This is a genomic window from Streptomyces sp. W1SF4, assembly GCF_003950035.1.
Lineage (GTDB): Bacteria > Actinomycetota > Actinomycetes > Streptomycetales > Streptomycetaceae > Streptomyces > Streptomyces racemochromogenes.
In genome coordinates this window covers 852,897-869,082 of sequence record NZ_CP034350.1, presented here as the reverse complement: position 1 = coordinate 869,082, position 16,186 = coordinate 852,897, and the positions used below count along the sequence as shown (strand labels likewise).

The 16,186-nt window shown below is 75.1% G+C and carries 14 protein-coding genes and 1 pseudogene; 7 read left to right on the top strand and 8 right to left on the bottom strand.

The genetic code is table 11. The annotated features are described in order from the left end of the window. Positions 1-132 precede the first annotated feature (132 nt). Positions 133-339: pseudogene (locus D1J60_RS04205) on the bottom strand (MerR family transcriptional regulator); the annotation flags it as partial. Between the two features lie 151 nt (positions 340-490). Here D1J60_RS04205 and D1J60_RS04200 point away from each other — a divergent pair. Next, complete coding sequence (locus tag D1J60_RS04200; protein ID WP_125820175.1) at positions 491-901, top strand: RNA-binding S4 domain-containing protein; 411 nt, start codon at positions 491-493, stop codon at positions 899-901. Positions 902-1,282: 381 nt separating this feature from the next. Here the strand turns inward: D1J60_RS04200 and D1J60_RS04195 are convergent, their stop codons facing one another. From D1J60_RS04195 to dhaK, 3 genes are read right to left on the bottom strand one after another with little or no spacing between them, the layout of a single operon-like run. Beyond that, positions 1,283-1,690: a PTS fructose transporter subunit IIA gene (locus D1J60_RS04195; protein WP_125604193.1), complete on the bottom strand. Its 408-nt coding sequence runs from the start codon at positions 1,688-1,690 to the stop codon at positions 1,283-1,285. Beyond that, a complete protein-coding gene (gene dhaL / locus D1J60_RS04190) occupies positions 1,687-2,295 on the bottom strand; it encodes a dihydroxyacetone kinase subunit DhaL (protein ID WP_125820174.1) in 609 nt (202 codons plus the stop codon). Before dhaL ends, D1J60_RS04195 begins: the two co-directional genes overlap by 4 nt. A gap of 2 nt (positions 2,296-2,297) precedes the next feature. Beyond that, the gene (gene dhaK, locus D1J60_RS04185; RefSeq protein ID WP_125823856.1) at positions 2,298-3,296 is read right to left on the bottom strand and encodes a dihydroxyacetone kinase subunit DhaK; all 999 of its coding nucleotides are present in this window, start codon (positions 3,294-3,296) and stop codon (positions 2,298-2,300) included. 161 nt (positions 3,297-3,457) lie between these two features. Here dhaK and D1J60_RS04180 point away from each other — a divergent pair, with 161 nt between their 5' ends. Further along, positions 3,458-4,498, top strand: coding sequence for an MBL fold metallo-hydrolase (locus tag D1J60_RS04180; RefSeq protein ID WP_125820173.1), 1,041 nt, complete (start codon positions 3,458-3,460; stop codon positions 4,496-4,498). A gap of 30 nt (positions 4,499-4,528) precedes the next feature. Here D1J60_RS04180 and D1J60_RS04175 read toward each other — a convergent pair whose 3' ends face one another. Further along, entirely contained in the window at positions 4,529-4,993 is a 465-nt protein-coding gene (locus D1J60_RS04175) for a MarR family transcriptional regulator (RefSeq protein WP_125820172.1), read from the bottom strand. A 119-nt stretch (positions 4,994-5,112) separates the two neighbouring features. Between D1J60_RS04175 and D1J60_RS04170 the strand changes: the two genes are divergently transcribed. Together D1J60_RS04170 and D1J60_RS04165 are read left to right on the top strand one after the other, a co-directional pair. Further along, positions 5,113-5,670: a DoxX family membrane protein gene (locus D1J60_RS04170; RefSeq protein WP_125820171.1), complete on the top strand. Its 558-nt coding sequence runs from the start codon at positions 5,113-5,115 to the stop codon at positions 5,668-5,670. A gap of 78 nt (positions 5,671-5,748) precedes the next feature. Continuing rightward, complete coding sequence (locus D1J60_RS04165; RefSeq protein WP_125820170.1) at positions 5,749-7,542, top strand: glycoside hydrolase family 15 protein; 1,794 nt, start codon at positions 5,749-5,751, stop codon at positions 7,540-7,542. 61 nt (positions 7,543-7,603) lie between these two features. Here the strand turns inward: D1J60_RS04165 and D1J60_RS04160 are convergent, their stop codons facing one another. Further along, positions 7,604-9,010 carry an APC family permease gene (locus D1J60_RS04160; protein WP_125603173.1) on the bottom strand — a complete coding sequence of 469 codons (1,407 nt, stop codon included), beginning with the start codon at positions 9,008-9,010 and terminating at the stop codon, positions 7,604-7,606. Positions 9,011-9,317: 307 nt separating this feature from the next. After that, positions 9,318-11,528 (bottom strand): SpoIIE family protein phosphatase, encoded by a 2,211-nt coding sequence (locus tag D1J60_RS04155; RefSeq protein WP_241253134.1) that lies wholly within the window; start codon positions 11,526-11,528, stop codon positions 9,318-9,320. Between the two features lie 180 nt (positions 11,529-11,708). Here D1J60_RS04155 and D1J60_RS04150 point away from each other — a divergent pair, with 180 nt between their 5' ends. After that, entirely contained in the window at positions 11,709-12,425 is a 717-nt protein-coding gene (locus D1J60_RS04150; protein WP_125603172.1) for a class I SAM-dependent methyltransferase, read from the top strand. A gap of 31 nt (positions 12,426-12,456) precedes the next feature. Here the strand turns inward: D1J60_RS04150 and D1J60_RS04145 are convergent, their stop codons facing one another. Then, complete coding sequence (locus tag D1J60_RS04145) at positions 12,457-13,368, bottom strand: alpha/beta hydrolase (protein ID WP_241253133.1); 912 nt, start codon at positions 13,366-13,368, stop codon at positions 12,457-12,459. A gap of 227 nt (positions 13,369-13,595) precedes the next feature. Between D1J60_RS04145 and tdh the strand changes: the two genes are divergently transcribed. After that, positions 13,596-14,624, top strand: coding sequence for an L-threonine 3-dehydrogenase (tdh, locus tag D1J60_RS04140; protein WP_125603170.1), 1,029 nt, complete (start codon positions 13,596-13,598; stop codon positions 14,622-14,624). A gap of 352 nt (positions 14,625-14,976) precedes the next feature. Next, entirely contained in the window at positions 14,977-16,185 is a 1,209-nt protein-coding gene (locus tag D1J60_RS04135; RefSeq protein ID WP_125820167.1) for a glycine C-acetyltransferase, read from the top strand. The last annotated feature ends 1 nt before the right edge of the window (position 16,186 follow it).

The following is a 16,186-nucleotide window of genomic DNA, read 5'->3' as shown; positions in this document are numbered from 1 at the left end:
TGCCGGAGCCGCGCGGTGGTGACCCGCGCCGGTGACGGGCGGAGCGGGCGGGAACGAGCGGAGGGACTGGCGTCGGCCTCGGTCCGGTGTCGCCGGGCCGGGTCGGGCGACGTCGACGTGCAGGCCGGTCGACTACGCGCGGGCGGTGGCCCGCGCCCCGACCTCCGGCCCGAGCTCCTCGACGGCCTCGTGGGAGAGGAGCGAGACCGGCCGGTGGGGACCGGCCTGGACCTCGGCCCCGGCGGCGACGTCGCCGAGCCGGACGGCCGGGAAGGCCGCCAGGTCGCGGCCGTCGATCAGGCGGCGGCCGCCCTCGTCGCGACGGGTCGCGACCCGGCCGATGCTGTAGGTCTGCATGTGCGACAAGGTAGGGGCAGGTAGGCCGCATGTGCAATTCGTTTGGCCTGATCTCTATCGCATATGCCACGACTCTTGTGGTATCTGCCAAAACCGTTCCGCTCCGGGGCCGCCGGATCGCTAGAGTCGGGGCATGACTGACGGTACGAGGACCACGGAGTCGGGGACGGCCCCGCTGGAGACGGGGACCGCGCGGGTGGACGCCTGGATCTGGTCGGTCCGGCTCACCAAGACCCGGTCCGTGGCGGCGACGGCCTGCCGGGCGGGCCACGTGAAGGTCAACGGCGAGCGGGCGAAGCCCGCGCAGCAGGTGCGGGCGGGCGACGAGGTACGGCTCTTCCACGCGGGCCGCGAGCGGATCGTCGTGGTCCGGCGCCCCGTGACGAAGCGGGTCGGACCGCCGGTCGCCGCCGAGTGCTACGTGGACAACAGCCCGCCGCCGCCGACCCCGGTGGAGGCGGCGGTGGTCGGCATCCGCGACCGGGGCGCGGGGCGGCCGACGAAGCGGGAGCGCCGCGAAATGGAACACCTCCGGGGACGGTAGCCTCCGGCGGTTGCCGTGCCGTGCCGTGCCGTGCCGTGCCGTGCCATGCCGTGCGGGGCCGGGCCGGGCCGTGCAGGGCGGAGCGGGGGCCGGCCGCTGCGCGGGGCTGTCCCCTACCCTCCCCCAGACTCCGTCCGGGGGGACCCCCACTTCCACCGTTCCCCCGGGCGCTGCGCGCCCGGTGCGCTCGAACTCCCCCAGCTGCCGCCGGGAGGTGCCCCAGCGCGGGCTGGATTTCGCTGCGCGACATTCCAGCCCCGCCGGCGTTTGAGGCGCGGGGTCTGGGGCGGAGCCCCTGGGGGCACCCCCCCAGCGGTAGCCGGTGGAGGAACGGGTGAAGGGAGGGTAGGGGACCTCGCCCCGCGCAGGGGTACCGCCGGGTCACGCCTTGCGGTAGGCGTACGCCTCCTCGGCCGCCGCCACCACCGCCTCCAGGGGAGCCCCCGCGGACGCGGTGATCACCGCCGCCACCGCCCCCTCCAGGAACGGCGCGTCCACCAGCCGGGAGCCGGCCGGGAGTTCCTCGTCCTCCAGGAGCGCCTTGACGGTCAGCACCGAGCTGCCGAGGTCCACCAGCAGTGCGACCCCGGCCCCCCGGTCCACCGCCGAGGCCGCCGCCGTGATGAGCTCCGCGCTCGTGCCGAGCCCGCCGTCGGCGGTGCCGCCCGCCGGGGCCACCGGGGCCACGGCCCCGCCCGCCGCGATGCCCCGCGCCAGCTCCGCCACCGACCCGGCGACCCCGGCGCTGTGCGACACCAGCACGATCCCGACCAGCGCCCCGCCGCTCACGCGGTCCCCTCCGCCGTGTCGGCCAGCGCGCCCAGCAGCAGGGCGGCCGAGGTGGCCCCCGGGTCCTGGTGCCCGACGCTGCGCTCCCCGAGGTAGCTGGCGCGGCCCTTGCGGGCCAGTATCGGGACCGTGGCGAGGGCCCCGCCCTCCGCCGCGTCCCCGGCGGCACGGTAGGACGTACCCAGCGCCGCGACCCCCGGGACCAGCGCGTCGAGCATCGTCTTGTCGCCCGGGGCCGCCCCGCCCAGCCGGGCCACCGCGTCCACGCCCGCGTCCAGGGCCGCGCGCAGCTCCTCGTCGGAGACCTCGGAGGCCTCCCCGAGTTCCTTGCCGGTGCGCCGCAGCAGCGTTCCGTACAGCGGGCCGGACGCGCCGCCCACCGTGGAGATCAGGGTGCGGCCGGCCAACTGGAGCAGCGCCCCGGGCGCGTCCGCCGGGTCGGCCCCGGCCAGTGCCGTGCGCACGGCCGTGAAGCCCCGCAGCAGGTTGGCCCCGTGGTCGGCGTCCCCGATGGGGGAGTCGAGCTCGGTGAGCCGGTCCGCCTCCCGTTCCACCGCCGCCGCGGCGGCCTCCAACCAGCGCCGGAAGAACTCCGCGTCACGCATCCTCAGCACCCCCAGCGCAGGGCGGCCGTGCGCACCGGCGCGTCCCACAGCCGCAGCAGCTCCTCGTCCGCCCGGCACACCGTCACCGAACAGCCCGCCATGTCCAGGGAGGTGACGTAGTTCCCGACGAGCGCCCGCGCCACCTCGACGCCCCGCGCGGCCAGGGCGGCGGCCACCTCCGCGTGGAACCCGTACAGCTCCAGCAGCGGGGTCGCTCCCATCCCGTTGACCAGCAGCAGCACCGGACCGGCGGGCGGTCCGGTCTCCGCGAGGTCGTCCAGTACGGCCGCCACCGCCACCTCCGCGATCTCCCGCGAGGTCATCATCGCGCGCCGCTCCCGGCCGGGCTCGCCGTGGATCCCGACGCCCAGTTCCAGTTCCCCGTCGGGGAGGTCGAAGGTCGGACCGCCCTTCGCGGGCGTGCTGCAGGCGCTGAGCGCCACCCCGAAACTGCGGGACGACGCGTTGACCCGCCGGGCGAGGGCGGCGACCCGCTCCAGCGGCGCGCCCTCCTCGGCGGCCGCCCCGGCGATCTTCTCGACGAAGAGGGTGCCTCCCGTGCCGCGTCGGCCGGCCGTGTAGAGGCTGTCGGTGACGGCGACGTCGTCGTCGACGAGCACCCGCTCCACCCGCAGGCCGTCCTCCTCCGCCAGTTCGGCGGCCATCTGGAAGTTCAGCACGTCGCCGGTGTAGTTCTTGACGACGAACAGCACCCCCTGACCGGCGTCCACGGCCCCGGCCGCGTGCAGCATCTGGTCGGGCACCGGCGAGGTGAACACGGCGCCGGCGCAGGCGGCGGAGAGCATCCCGGGCCCCACGAACCCGGCGTGCAGCGGCTCGTGCCCGGAGCCGCCCCCGGACACCAGCCCGACCCGGCCGCCGGCCCGCGCGTCCCGCCGCACGACAACCTGCCGCTCCACGTCGACGTCGAGCTCGGGATGCGCGGCCGCCATGCCGCGCAAGGCGTCGGAGACCACGGTGTCGGGTGAGTTGATGAGCATCTTCACGAAGAACCTCCCGGTGCGGTGGAGTCGTGTGCTGTGACCTGCTGCCGACCGTAGGGCAGAGCACCCCGCCGAGGTGGCGGAACGCGGACGCGGCGCACCCGGCGTACGCTCGACTGCGGGGCCGTCCCGCCTGCGGCGGCCTCGCGGGAGGCGGCGTGTCCGGGCTCGGCGAGCTGATCGGGATCGACGACCGGACGGTGCTGGTCGCCGGGCAGGAGCTGGACCTGGCGCACGGACGGCCCGACGTGGCCAACGCCCTCGTCCACCGGAGCGGCGAGACCCTCGTCCTGGTCGACACCGGTGTCACGGAGCCGTTCCGCGCGGCGCTCCGGGAGGCCGCCGACCTGGTCGGCCCCTGGTCCAGGGTGCTGCTGCTGACCACCCACGGGCACCTCGACCACGTCGGCAACAACGACCTGGCCGACGCGCTGGGCGTGCCGGCGGAGCACTGCGTCCCCGCCCCCGACCTCGGCCAGATGCGGGACCCGGTGGCGTACTGGGTGCGGGCCTTCGAGCGCGTGGCCGGGCTGGGCGTGCTGCCCGGGCCGCCCCGGGAGACCGCCGAGCGGGTGGTCTCGCTCTTCCGGCCGCTGCGGCCTTTCGGCGCGACGACCCGGACGTACGAGGAACGGCCGCCGGAGCGGATCCGGATCGGCTCGCTGCGGTTCGTCGGCTGGACCTTCGCCGACGGCGCGGTCCGGGTGCTGCGCAGCCAGGGCCACTGCGCCGGGCATGTGGTCGTGCACCTGCGGGACTGCGGGGTCCTCCACCTCTCCGACGAGGCCAACGGCCCCTGCGGCCCCATGGCCGACGCCGACCAGCTCAAGCTCCAGACGGCGCTGGGCTCCGCGGCCCGCCTGCTGGAGGAGGGCGAGGCCGAAGTCCTCACCGACGGGCACACTTTCGCCCCGCGTCGCGGCGCCGAGGCGGTGGCCCACCTGGACCAACTGCTGGACCAGGCGGCCGCCCTGCACGCGGCGGCCCTCGAACTGACCGCCGGCCCCGGCCCGGTCCGGCCGGACGCGTTCACCGCCGCCTGCGCGGAGGCCGCCACAGCCCTGGGCGTCACCGGCGCCAACCCGAACCCGCTGTTCACGGCGATGATGGCGGTGAACCTGCTGCACGCCCTGGGCCTGCGCCCGGAGTCCGAGGCCCCCGGCGCCCCCTGGTCCCGCCCCCGGCCGCCCCGCCCCTGACGGGCCGCCGCCCGCCGGGACCGCGTCCCGTCAGGCTCCTTGTTCGCGCAGCCGGCGGCTGACCTCGCCGAGGCCGTCGGCGAGGGCGTCGAGCTGTTCGGGGGTGAGGACGTCCACGAGGGCCTCGCGGACCGCCGTGACGTGGCCGGGGGCGGCCTCCTCCAGGCGGGTGCGGCCCGCGTCCGTGAGGACGGCGTAGACGCCCCGGACGTCCGAGGGGCAGCTGCGGCGGCGGACCAGGCCGGCCTTCTCCATCTGGCCGACCTGGTAGGTCAGGCCGCTCTTGGAGTTGATCAGCCCGTTGGCGAGCTCCGTCATGCGCAGCTCCTGGTCGGGCGCCGCGGCGAGCCGCACGAGGATCTCGTACTGGGGGTGGGAGAGTCCGGAATCGTCCTTGAGCTGCTGGTCGAGCCGGCGGTTCACCAGGGCGGAGGCGGCCAGGAAGCCCCTCCAGGCGCGCATCTCGCGGTCGTCCAGCCATCTCGGTTCGTCCATGGGGCCAGGGTACACGGGTCGTTCGAATTTGAATCAACGGCTCCTGGGTGGCTATGGTCGGACTCAAGCAGGTTCGAATTTGAACCAATCCTCGGGCCGCCCGACCGGAAGGACCCCCAATGAGCAGCGCCACCGCCACCGCGACGAAGACCCCGCCCGCCGCCCCGGCCGCCCCCGCCGCCGGCACCTCCGCCCACGACGCCGGACTGCTCCTGCTGCGCGTCGTCCTCGGCCTCACCGTGGCCGCCCACGGCACCCAGAAGCTCTTCGGCTGGTTCGGCGGCGGCGGGATCAGCGGCACCGGCCAGTTCTTCACCGCCACCGGCTACCCGGCCGGCGACGCCATGGCCGCCCTGGCCGGCCTCACCGAGACCCTCGGCGGCCTCGGCCTCGCCCTCGGCCTGCTCACCCCGCTCGCCGGGGCCGCCGTCACCGGCACGATGATCAACGCCCTGGCCGTCCACGGCACCGGCGCCTTCTTCGCCCCGAAGGGCATGGAGTACGAGCTCCTGCTCGCCGCGGCCGCCGCCGCCCTCACCCTCACCGGCCCCGGCTGCCACGCCGTCGACCGGCTGCTGCCCGTCCCCGCCCTGCGCACCCACCGCCTCGCCCTCGGCGCCCAGGCCCTCGCCCTCGGCGTGGTCCTCGCCGCCGTGACGCTCCTCATCCGCAACTAGGCGTCTCGCCGACGGCGGCCCGCGGGCGGGAGGGTCGCCGGCTGATTGACCCCCGGGGTTTGTGGGAAAAGCGGATGAATGACACAACCCATCGAAGACTACGCACTCATCGGCGACCTGATGACCAGCGCGCTGGTCGGCCGTGACGGGTCCATCGACTGGCTGTGCCTGCCCCGCTTCGACTCGGCGGCCTGCTTCGCCGCCCTCCTCGGCAGCAAGGAGAACGGCCAGTGGCGCATCGCCCCGGCCGCCGCCGCAAACGGCGAACGGTGCACGCGGCGGGCCTACGTGGACGGCTCGCTGGTCCTGGAGTCGTACTGGGAGACCGACGAGGGCACCGTCAAGGTCGTCGACTTCATGCCGCAGCGGGACGAGGCACCCGACGTGATGCGGATCGTCGAAGGGGTCTCGGGCCGGGTCATCGTCCGGAGCACCCTGCGGCTGCGTTTCGACTACGGCAACGTCGTCCCCTGGGTCCGGCGCAGCGAGGGCGACCGGGTCGCGGTCGCCGGACCCGACTCGGTCTGGTTCCGCAGCGAGCCTCCCGTGCGGACCTGGGGCGAGGACCGCAGCACCCGCTCGGAGTTCACCGTCGGCCCCGGCGAGAAGGTCGCCTTCGTGCTGACCTGGCACCCCTCGCACGAGCCGCGCCCCGAGCCCGTCGACCCGTACGGGGCGCTGGAGCAGAGCCTCGCCGACTGGCGGGAGTGGACCGGCCAGTGCCGCTACGAGGGCCCGTACGAGGAGGCCGTCACCCGCTCGCTGATCACCCTCAAGGCCCTCACCTTCGCCCCCACCGGCGGGATCGCCGCCGCCGCGACGACCTCGCTGCCCGAGGAGATCGGCGGGGTCCGCAACTGGGACTACCGCTACTGCTGGCTCCGTGACGCCACCCTGACCCTGGGCGCCCTGCTGTCCACCGGCTTCCTCGACGAGGCACGGGCCTGGCGGGGCTGGCTGCTGCGCGCCGTCGCCGGCGACCCGGCCGACCTCCAGATCATGTACGGCATCGCCGGCGAGCGCCGCATCCCCGAGACCGAACTGCCCTGGCTGCGCGGCTACGCCGGCTCCGCCCCGGTCCGGATCGGCAACGCCGCCGTCGACCAGCTCCAGCTGGACGTGTACGGAGAGGTCCTGGACGCCCTGCACCTGGCGCGGGCCTCCGGGCTGGCCTCGGAACGGCACGCATGGCAGATCCAGCTCTCCCTCCTGGACTTCCTGGAGCGCAACTGGCGCCGCCCGGACGAGGGGCTGTGGGAGGTGCGCGGCCCGCGCCGCCACTTCACCCACTCCAAGGTGATGGCCTGGGTGGCCGCCGACCGGGCCGTGCGGACCCTGGAGAACGCCCCGCACATGCCGGGCGACATCGAGCGCTGGCGGGCCATGCGGGACGAGGTGCACCGCGACGTCTGCGAGAAGGGCTACGACCCCGAGCGGGGCACCTTCACCCAGTACTACGGCTCCCGCGAGCTGGACGCGGCCACCCTGCTCATCCCCCGCGTCGGCTTCCTCCCGCCCGACGACCCCCGCGTGATCGGCACCGTCGACGCCGTCCGGGAGGAACTGGGCAGCAGCGGCCTGATCCGCCGCTACAGCACCGAAGGCCCCTCCGTCGACGGCCTGCCCGGGGACGAGGGCACCTTCCTGGCCTGCTCGTTCTGGATGGTCGACGCCCTCCACATGACGGGCCGGACCAAGGAGGCCCGCGAGCTCTTCGAGAAACTGCTCGCGGTCCGCAACGACGTGGGCCTCCTCGCCGAGGAGTACGACACCCGCAGCGGACGCCAGCTCGGCAACTTCCCGCAGGCGTTCAGCCACGTCGGCCTGGTCAACACCGCCATCGCCCTGTCCGCCGCCGAAGCGGCCGGCTGACCCCCGCGCCCACGGGTGGGGGGCCGCCGCGAACCGCGACGGCCCCCCACCCGCCGGGCGGTCAGACCGCCGGCTCGTCCTCCGCGTCGGGGATGCTCACCAGCCAGCGCGAGTCCGTCCGCGGCCGCAGGTACAGCGCCCAGTAGAGGGTGGCCACCGCGGTGATGCCACCGGTCCACAGCAGGTACTCGGTCTCCTGCTGGGTCAGGATGTACGCGAACACGAGGATCAGCACGACCGGCACGGCCGGCCACAGCGGCATCCGCCAGGCGGCCTTCTCGCCGTGCGCACCGCGCCGGCTGAACAGCGCGGCCACCGCGACCAGCAGGTACATGCCGGTCACCGACACGCCGGTCACCCCGTACAGGGTGTCGAGGTTGACGAAGCACATCGCCGCGCCCGGCAGGCCGACCAGCAGCGTGGCCACCCAGGGGGAGCCGAAGCGGCCCAGTCGCGACAGGCCGCGGTTGACCGGCTCGGGCCAGGCCTTGTCGCGGGCCGAGGCGAACAGCACCCGGGAGTTCTGGATGACCATGACGATGCCGGCGTTGACGATGGCCAGGGCCACGCAGAGGCTGACGAAGGTGCCGACGGCCGAGTTCGACCAGGCCGTCACCATCGCGCCCAGGTCGCCGGAGGTGAGCGCCTCCAGGTCCGGGGCGCCCATGGTGATCGCGATGACCGGGACCAGGATCACGGCGGAGGAGATCGCCAGGGTGGCGAGCACGGTCCGCGGGACGTTGCGGCGCGGCTGCTCCAGCTCCTCGGAGAGGTAGACGGCGGTGGAGAAGCCCTGGGTGACGAAGAGCGCGATGGCCAGCCCGGAGACCACCATCATGGCCGTCACCGTGGAGACGCCGCCGCCCTCGGCGGCCACCGAACCGTGCACGAGGGCGTCGGCCCCCCGCTCGCTGTGGGCGAAGCCGAGCACGGCGACCAGCGCGGCGGCGACCACCTCCAGCACGAGGAAGATGCCCGTGATCCAGGCGTTGGCGCGCAGGTCCAGCAGGCCGGCGAGGGTGGCCAGCAGCATCACGGCGCCGCCGGCCACCGGAGCCGGTACGTCGACCACGGGGGAGAGGTAGTCGGCCGTGCCCATGGCGATCACGGGCGGCACGATCATGACCACGAGCAGGGACAGCACGAAGACGAGCCAGCCGGCGAGCCGGCCCGCGAGGGTGGAGACCATGGCGTACTCGCCGCCGGCGCTGGGGATCAGCGTGCCCAGCTCCGAGTAACAGAAGGCCACGCCGACGCAGAGCAGCGAGCCGATGGCGATGGTGAGCGCGGTCCAGGTGCCGAGCCCCGAGAAGAGGTCGGGCACGACGACGAAGAGGGTCGAGGCGGGCGTCACGCACGACAGCGTGAGCAGGGTCCCGCCGACGACGCCGATGGAACGCTTGAGCTTCTGCGGGGTGGGGCCGGTGGCCGGGGCCAGGGCCTGGGGTGCGCTGATCGTGTCAGTCATCGGTGCGGGGTTCCGATCGGCAGTGTGGTGAAGGAGTGCGGGAGCGGTATCGCCTCCGGGGCGGTGGTGGGCACTTCGTTCGCGTGGCTCCCGGGCCGCTATGCAAGCTCCACGAGATCCGCAGGTCAATAGCTGTTCACCTGCGGAATCCATCGTGGATCACCCCTCCGCCGCGCCGGTTGCGGTGTTAAGGCCGCGTAAATATTGGCCGGGTGAGGGGTGCGGGAACCGCAGCGAGATCCAATGAATTTCCCTCCGCTTTGCCTGGCGGGCGGAGTCGGGCGGGCGGGGACGCGCCGCCGGGCCGTCAGGCGGACGGGCCGGCCGGGCGGGAGGCCAGCAGCAGGGCGACGTCGTCCGGGCGGTCCGGCGTGCGGGCGGCCTCGGCGACCAGCCGGTCGGCCGCCTCCGTCAGCGGCGACGGCCGGGCGGCGGCCAGTGCCGCCCGCAGCCGCTCCACCCCTTCGTCGATGTCCGCCCCCGGCGCCTCCACCAGCCCGTCCGTGTACAGGGCCAGCACCTCGCCGGGTCCCAGCGTCAGTTCCGTCACCGGGTAGCGTGCCCCCGGGTCGATGCCGAGCACCACCCCGCCCGCCAGGTCCAGCACCTCCGCCCGGCCGTCGGCCCGCCGCAGCAGCGGCTGCGGGTGCCCCGCGCGGGCGGCCAGGGCCCGGCCGGAGCCGGGGTCCAGCAGCACGTAGCAGCAGCTGGCGAACTGGCCCGGGTCCAGGTCGATCAGCAGCTGGTTCGTCCCCCGCACCACCTGGTCCGGGGCGTTCCCGCTGAGCGCGAAGGCCCTTACGGCGCTGCGCAGTTGCCCCATGGTCGCGGCGGCCGCCACCCCGTGGCCCTGGACGTCCCCGATGACCAGCGCCAGCCGGCCCCCGTCCGTCTCGATGACGTCGTACCAGTCGCCGCCGACCTCCATGCCGTCCGACCCGGGCAGGTACCGGCCCACCGTGGCCACCTCCCCCCGCACCGGCAGCCGGTGCGGCAGCAGGGCCGCCTGGAGCCCCCGGGCCAGCGCCGCCTCGCTGTCGTAGCGCCGGGCCCGCTCCAGGGCCTGCGCGATCAGGCCGGCCAGCGCCGTGAGGACCGTACGTTCCTCGGGGCTGAAGCCGCGCCGCCGGTCGAAGCCGAGGATGCAGGAGCCGACCGGGCGGCCGGAGGCGATCAGCGGGAGGAAGGCGCGCGCCCCGACCTCGGCGTCCAGCGGGATCCCCGGATAGGCCGCGGCGAGGTGCTCCATCGACTCGAAGAACAGCGGCCGGCCCGAGGTCAGGGTCTCCACCCCGGGCAGCCGCTCGTGCAGCGAGACCCCGTCGAAGCGGTTCAGGAACCCGGTGGGGAAGCCGGTCTCCCAGGCGAGGTACAGGTGCCGCTCGTCGAGCATGTAGATCGCCAGCTGGCGGCCTCCGAACGCGGGCAGCAGCTCCTCGGTGACCACGGCCGCCACCTGGCGCGCGGTGACCGCCTCGGTCAGCGCGATGGCCAGGGCCACCGGCCGGTACAGGGAGGAGGCCCGGTCCGCGGGCGAACCGAGGCCGGTGTCCGGCCCGGCCGCGGGCTCGGAGGCGTAGGCGGGCGGCTCGGCGGCCTCCAGCGTCACCGTCACCCCCGAGGGGCCCGGGTACAGCCCCACCGACAGCCATTCGGCGACGGGCCGACCGGTGCCGGGCCCGGCGTCCGCCACCGCGTCCGCCGCCGCGTCCGCCCCGGCCCCGGCCCCGGCACCGGCGGGTCCGCTCCGGGCGGCGAAGCGCACCGGCGCCCCCGAGAGGAACACCCCGCGCAGATGGTCCTCGTACGCGGACTGGCCGAGCCACGGCAGCACCTCCCACAGCGCGCGCCCGCGCAACAGGGCCGCGGGCCGCCCGAGCAGCTCCTCGGCGGCGGTGTTGGCGAAGGCCACCGCGCCCTGCCGGTCCACGGACAGCACCGCTTCGAGCCGGTCCACCGCCTCCCGGGCCGCCTCCACACCGGCCGCCGGCCAGGGCAGGCACAGCGGATCACCGTCCCACAGCACCGTCTCCCCGGCCGCCCGCAGCGCCTCCAGCTCCCCGGCCAGACGGGCGGCCGCCGCCCGCAGCCGCTCCCGCTCTCGGGCCCCGAGCACCGCCCCCGGCGTCGCCGGCCGCAGCACCAGCAGCACCCCGAACCGCCGCGGCCCGGCGCCGACCGGCTCGTAGAACGACCCGAAGCGGAAGGGCAGCCCGGCCATCAGCTGGGGGAAGCGCCGCATCGCCGCCTCCGCGTCCGGCAGGTGCACCGCCTGCCCCGTGCGGTAGGCCTCGGCGACCGGGTACGGCCGGTTCACCTGCATCCGCCACCACGGCCGGAACAGCCGCCACGGCAGGCCCGTGACCAGCGCCATCCGCAGCAGCCCACCGGTGCCCGAGCGCAGGTAGACCCCGCCCGCGTACCCGCCGACCGCCTCCACGGCGCCCGCCACCGCCCGCGCGAGCGCCCGGTCCCTGGCGGCGGTGGCCGGGCCGGAACCGTCCGCTGTCGCCGTCACACAGCAAGGATGCGCCCTCGCCCCCGGCGGCCGCACCCGTTCGCCCCGGGCCGCTCCACGTCCGGCCGCGCGCCCGCCTGACACCCCAGGGCGCGCCGATGCGCCGAACGCCTCCCCCGAAGGGGGGAACGGGCCGCCGCGCACGCCGTCGGCCGCACCCCCGCCGGGGAGGCATCCGGCATGCGACACGCGTACGACGACACGCACCCGGCGCCCCGCGCGGCGTTCACGGCGGCCGACGCCTTCACCCTGCGCACCGCCCTCGACGCCCTCGGCGGGGTCCGCGACCTCGACACCCTCGACGTGGCCTGCGGGCACGGCGGCACCGCCGCACTCCTGGCGAGCGGCGGCGCCCGGCGTACCGTCGGCGTCGACCACTGCCCGGACCGGGTCCGCCGGGCCCGCGCGTCGGCGCCCCCCTCCGCCCCCGTCGAGTACGTGGTCGCGGACGCCGCCGACATGCCGCAGCTCGGCCCCTTCGACCTGGCCACCGCCGTCTACCTGTTCAGCCACGCCCCCGACCGGGCGGCCCTGCACGCCATGTTCCGCGGCATCCGCGCCAACCTGCGCCCCGGCGGCCGCCTCCTGTCGCTCGTCCGCAACCCGGGGGCGTACCCGCGGGTCGACTGGTCCCCGTACGGGATGCGCATCCTCGACCGGGTGCCGGACGGCGACGCCCCGCTGCTGAAGGCACAGTTCCTGACCGAGCCCCCGCAGCACTTCGAGTACCGCGAATGGGCGCACGCCGACTTCGCCGAAGCCGCCGTCGACGCCGGCTTCAGCACCGTCGCCTGGCAGCCCTCCCGCACCCCGCCCGCCGACGCCGCGCGCGACGAGGCGTACTGGACGGCGTACCGGGCCTGGCCCGTCAGCTCCCTCATGACGTGCACGGCCTGAGGGGTGCTGCGCCCCGGCCCACCGCCCCCGGTCAGTCCTGTCCGGCGGTCTCCCCGATGAGTTCGACGATCCGGTCCCGGGCCGCCCGCCCCTCCGGGACCGGCAGCAGCGGGTACCCGTGCGGCATGCCCGGCTCCTCGTGCCACTCCACCCGTGCCCCGGCCGCGGCGGCCCGCCGCCGCAGCTCGTGGCTGTCGGTGGCCAGCACGTCCCGGGTCCCGGTGAACACCGTCAGCGGGGCCAGACCGTCGAAGGAGCCGTGCAGCGGGCTCACCCGGGGGTCGTCCGCCGCGAGGGTCCCCGCGTACAGCCGTCCCGCCTCGGCCAGTCCCGCCCGGGCCAGCACCGGATCGACCGCCTCCAGCGCGGCCTGGCCCGGGTGGCTCATGCTCAGGTCGAGCCAGGGGGAGATCAGCACGATCCGTGACGGCTGCGCCCCGGTCCGCTCCCGCAGCCGCTGCGCGGCGGCCAGCGCCAGCCCGGCGCCCGCGGAGTCCCCGATCAGCACCGTCCCGCCGGCACCGCCGCTCTCGATCAGACCGCTCAGCAGGTCGGCGGCCACCGGGACGTTCCGGTCGGCGGTGCCGCGCGGGGCGAGCACGTACGCCGGGACGACCACCCGGGCCCGGGCCCGGGTCACCAGGGTCCGGATCAGCGACCAGTGCGGCCGGACCAGCTCGTCGACGTACGCCCCGCCGTGCACGTACAGCACCCGCGCCACGGGCTCCTGCCCGCGCGGTGAGGCGTCGTACACCGGCCAGGCCCCGACGAAGGTCCGCGACAGTTCCGCGACCCGGCCCAGCGAACGGGGCGGCAGGTGCGAAGCGGGCCTGCGGGCCGCCCGGGCCACGGTGGCCCGGACCGCTTCGGCCGTCGCGAGCCGTCTTCGCCGCCCCGTCGCCACCAGTGCGGCCGAAAGCGCCCTGCTGCGCAGACTCGGCACGCCCCTCACCTCCCCTTTTCCCCGGTGACGGACCATAGCGCGGCTTCCGCCCCCGGGCCCCGTCCCCGTCCAGGGAGGAGCATAGGCGTGAAGCTGCGCTGTCGACCCGCTTAAGAAAGTCTCGATGGACTGATCACCGCGACGGTCGGCAGATTGGTGCCCGTCACCAGCGCCACCCGCGTACCGGCGGGAGCGGCAACACCCTTCGCACGCCTGGAGCCACCGCCATGAAGGCACTCGTCAAGCACAAGGCCGAGCCCGGGCTGTGGCTCATGGACGTCCCCGAGCCCGAGTACGGCCCCGGTGACGTGCTGATCAAGGTGCTGCGGACCGGTATCTGCGGCACCGACCTGCACATCCGCGCCTGGGACGGCTGGGCGCAGGGCGCCGTCAAGACCCCGCTCGTGCTCGGCCACGAGTTCGTCGGCGAGGTCGCGGCGGTGGGCGCGGACGTCCGCGACATCGAGACCGGCGCCCTGGTCAGCGGCGAGGGCCACCTGGTGTGCGGCAAGTGCCGCAACTGCCTGGCAGGCCGCCGCCACCTGTGCCGCTCCACGATCGGGCTCGGGGTCGGCCGCGACGGCGCCTTCGCCGAGTACGTGGTCCTGCCCGCGCAGAACGTGTGGGTGCACCGGACCGCCGTGGACCTGGACGTGGCGGCCATCTTCGACCCCTTCGGCAACGCCGTGCACACCGCGCTGTCCTTCCCGCTGGTCGGCGAGGACGTGCTGATCACGGGCGCGGGCCCGATCGGCATCATGGCGGCGGCCGTCGCCAGGCACGCCGGTGCGCGGAACGTGGTCATCACCGACGTCAGCCCCGAGCGGCTGGAGATCGCCCGCAAGGCGGGCGCCACGCTCGCGGTGAACGTCGCCGAGTCCTCCATCGCCGAGGCGCAGACGCGGCTGGGGCTGCGGGAGGGCTTCGACATCGGCCTGGAGATGTCGGGCCGCGCGGAGGCGATGCGCGACATGATCGACAACATGACGCACGGCGGCAGGATCGCGATGCTCGGGCTGCCGGCCCAGGAGTTCCCGGTGGACTGGGCGAAGGTCGTCACGTCGATGATCACCATCAAGGGGATCTACGGGCGCGAGATGTTCGAGACCTGGTACGCGATGACGGTGCTGCTGGAGGGCGGGCTCGACCTGTCCCCGGTCATCACCGGCCGCTACTCGCACCGCGACTTCCAGGCCGCCTTCGACGAGGCCGCGACCGCCCGCAGCGGCAAGATCATCCTCGACTGGACCGCGTAGGCCCGGCGGCACCCCGCCCCGGCCCCCGCCCGGACCCGGATGAAGACCCCGGCTCCGGCCGTGGACCCCGGCCAGGACCCGGCCGGGCCCGCCCCCTGCGGCGGGCCCCCTGACCGGTCCCGGCGCGGGAGCCCCCGGCGGCCCCTGCCGGGGGCGCCGGACCAGGACCGCGGTCCGCGCCCCGAGCCCGGTCCCGGTCCGGAAACCCCGGCGTAGCAGGGCCGGCCGGCCCCGCGGCCACAAGACCATCTCCCTCCGGGCCGGGCCCCGCACACCCTCCCCCCTCCGCGGGGCCCGGCCCCCTCCTCCCCGTCCGCCGGACGGCGATCCGCACAAGGAGAAACCGAAGCCCATGTTCGAGTCCGTACGCGACGACCTCCGCACCACCCTCGACGAGATCCGCGCCGCGGGCCTGCACAAGCCCGAGCGCGTCATCGGCACCCCGCAGAACGCCGCCGTCGCCGTCACCGCGGGCGGCGCCCCCGGCGAGGTGCTGAACTTCTGCGCCAACAACTACCTCGGCCTCGCCGACCACCCCGAGGTGGTCGCCGCCGCCAAGGACGCCCTCGACCGCTGGGGCTACGGCATGGCCTCGGTCCGCTTCATCTGCGGCACCCAGGAGGTGCACAAGGAGCTGGAGGCCCGCCTGTCGGCCTTCCTCGGCCAGGAGGACACGATCCTCTACTCCTCCTGCTTCGACGCCAACGGCGGCGTCTTCGAGACCCTCCTCGGCGCCGAGGACGCGGTGATCTCCGACGCCCTCAACCACGCCTCGATCATCGACGGCATCCGCCTCTCCAAGGCCCGCCGCTTCCGCTACGCCAACCGCGACATGGCCGAGCTGGAGGCCCGCCTGAAGGAGGCCTCCGAGGGCGGCGCCCGCCGCAAGCTCATCGTCACCGACGGCGTCTTCTCCATGGACGGCTACGTCGCCCCGCTCCAGGAGATCTGCGACCTCGCCGACCGCTACGACGCCATGGTCATGGTCGACGACTCGCACGCCGTCGGCTTCGTCGGCCCCGGGGGCCGCGGCACCCCCGAGCTGCACGGCGTCATGGACCGGATCGACATCATCACCGGCACCCTCGGCAAGGCCCTCGGCGGCGCCTCCGGCGGCTACGTCGCCGCCCGCGCCGAGATCGTCGAGCTGCTGCGCCAGCGCTCGCGCCCGTACCTCTTCTCCAACTCCCTCGCCCCCGTTATCGCCGCCGCCTCCCTGAAGGTCCTCGACCTGCTGGAGTCCGCCGGCGACCTGCGCGAGCGCCTCGCGGCCAACACGAAGCTCTTCCGCACGAAGATGACCGAGGCCGGCTTCGAGATCCTCCCCGGCGACCACGCCATCGCCCCCGTCATGATCGGCGACGCCGCCGAGGCGGGCCGGATGGCGGAGCTGCTGCTGGAGCGCGGCGTGTATGTGATCGGCTTCTCGTACCCGGTCGTCCCGCTCGGCGCGGCCCGTATCCGCGTCCAGCTCTCGGCGGCCCACTCGACGGCCGACGTGGAGCGCGCGGTGGCCGCCTTCGTGGACGCCCGCGCGGCGCTTTCCGCTGCTCAGGGCTGAC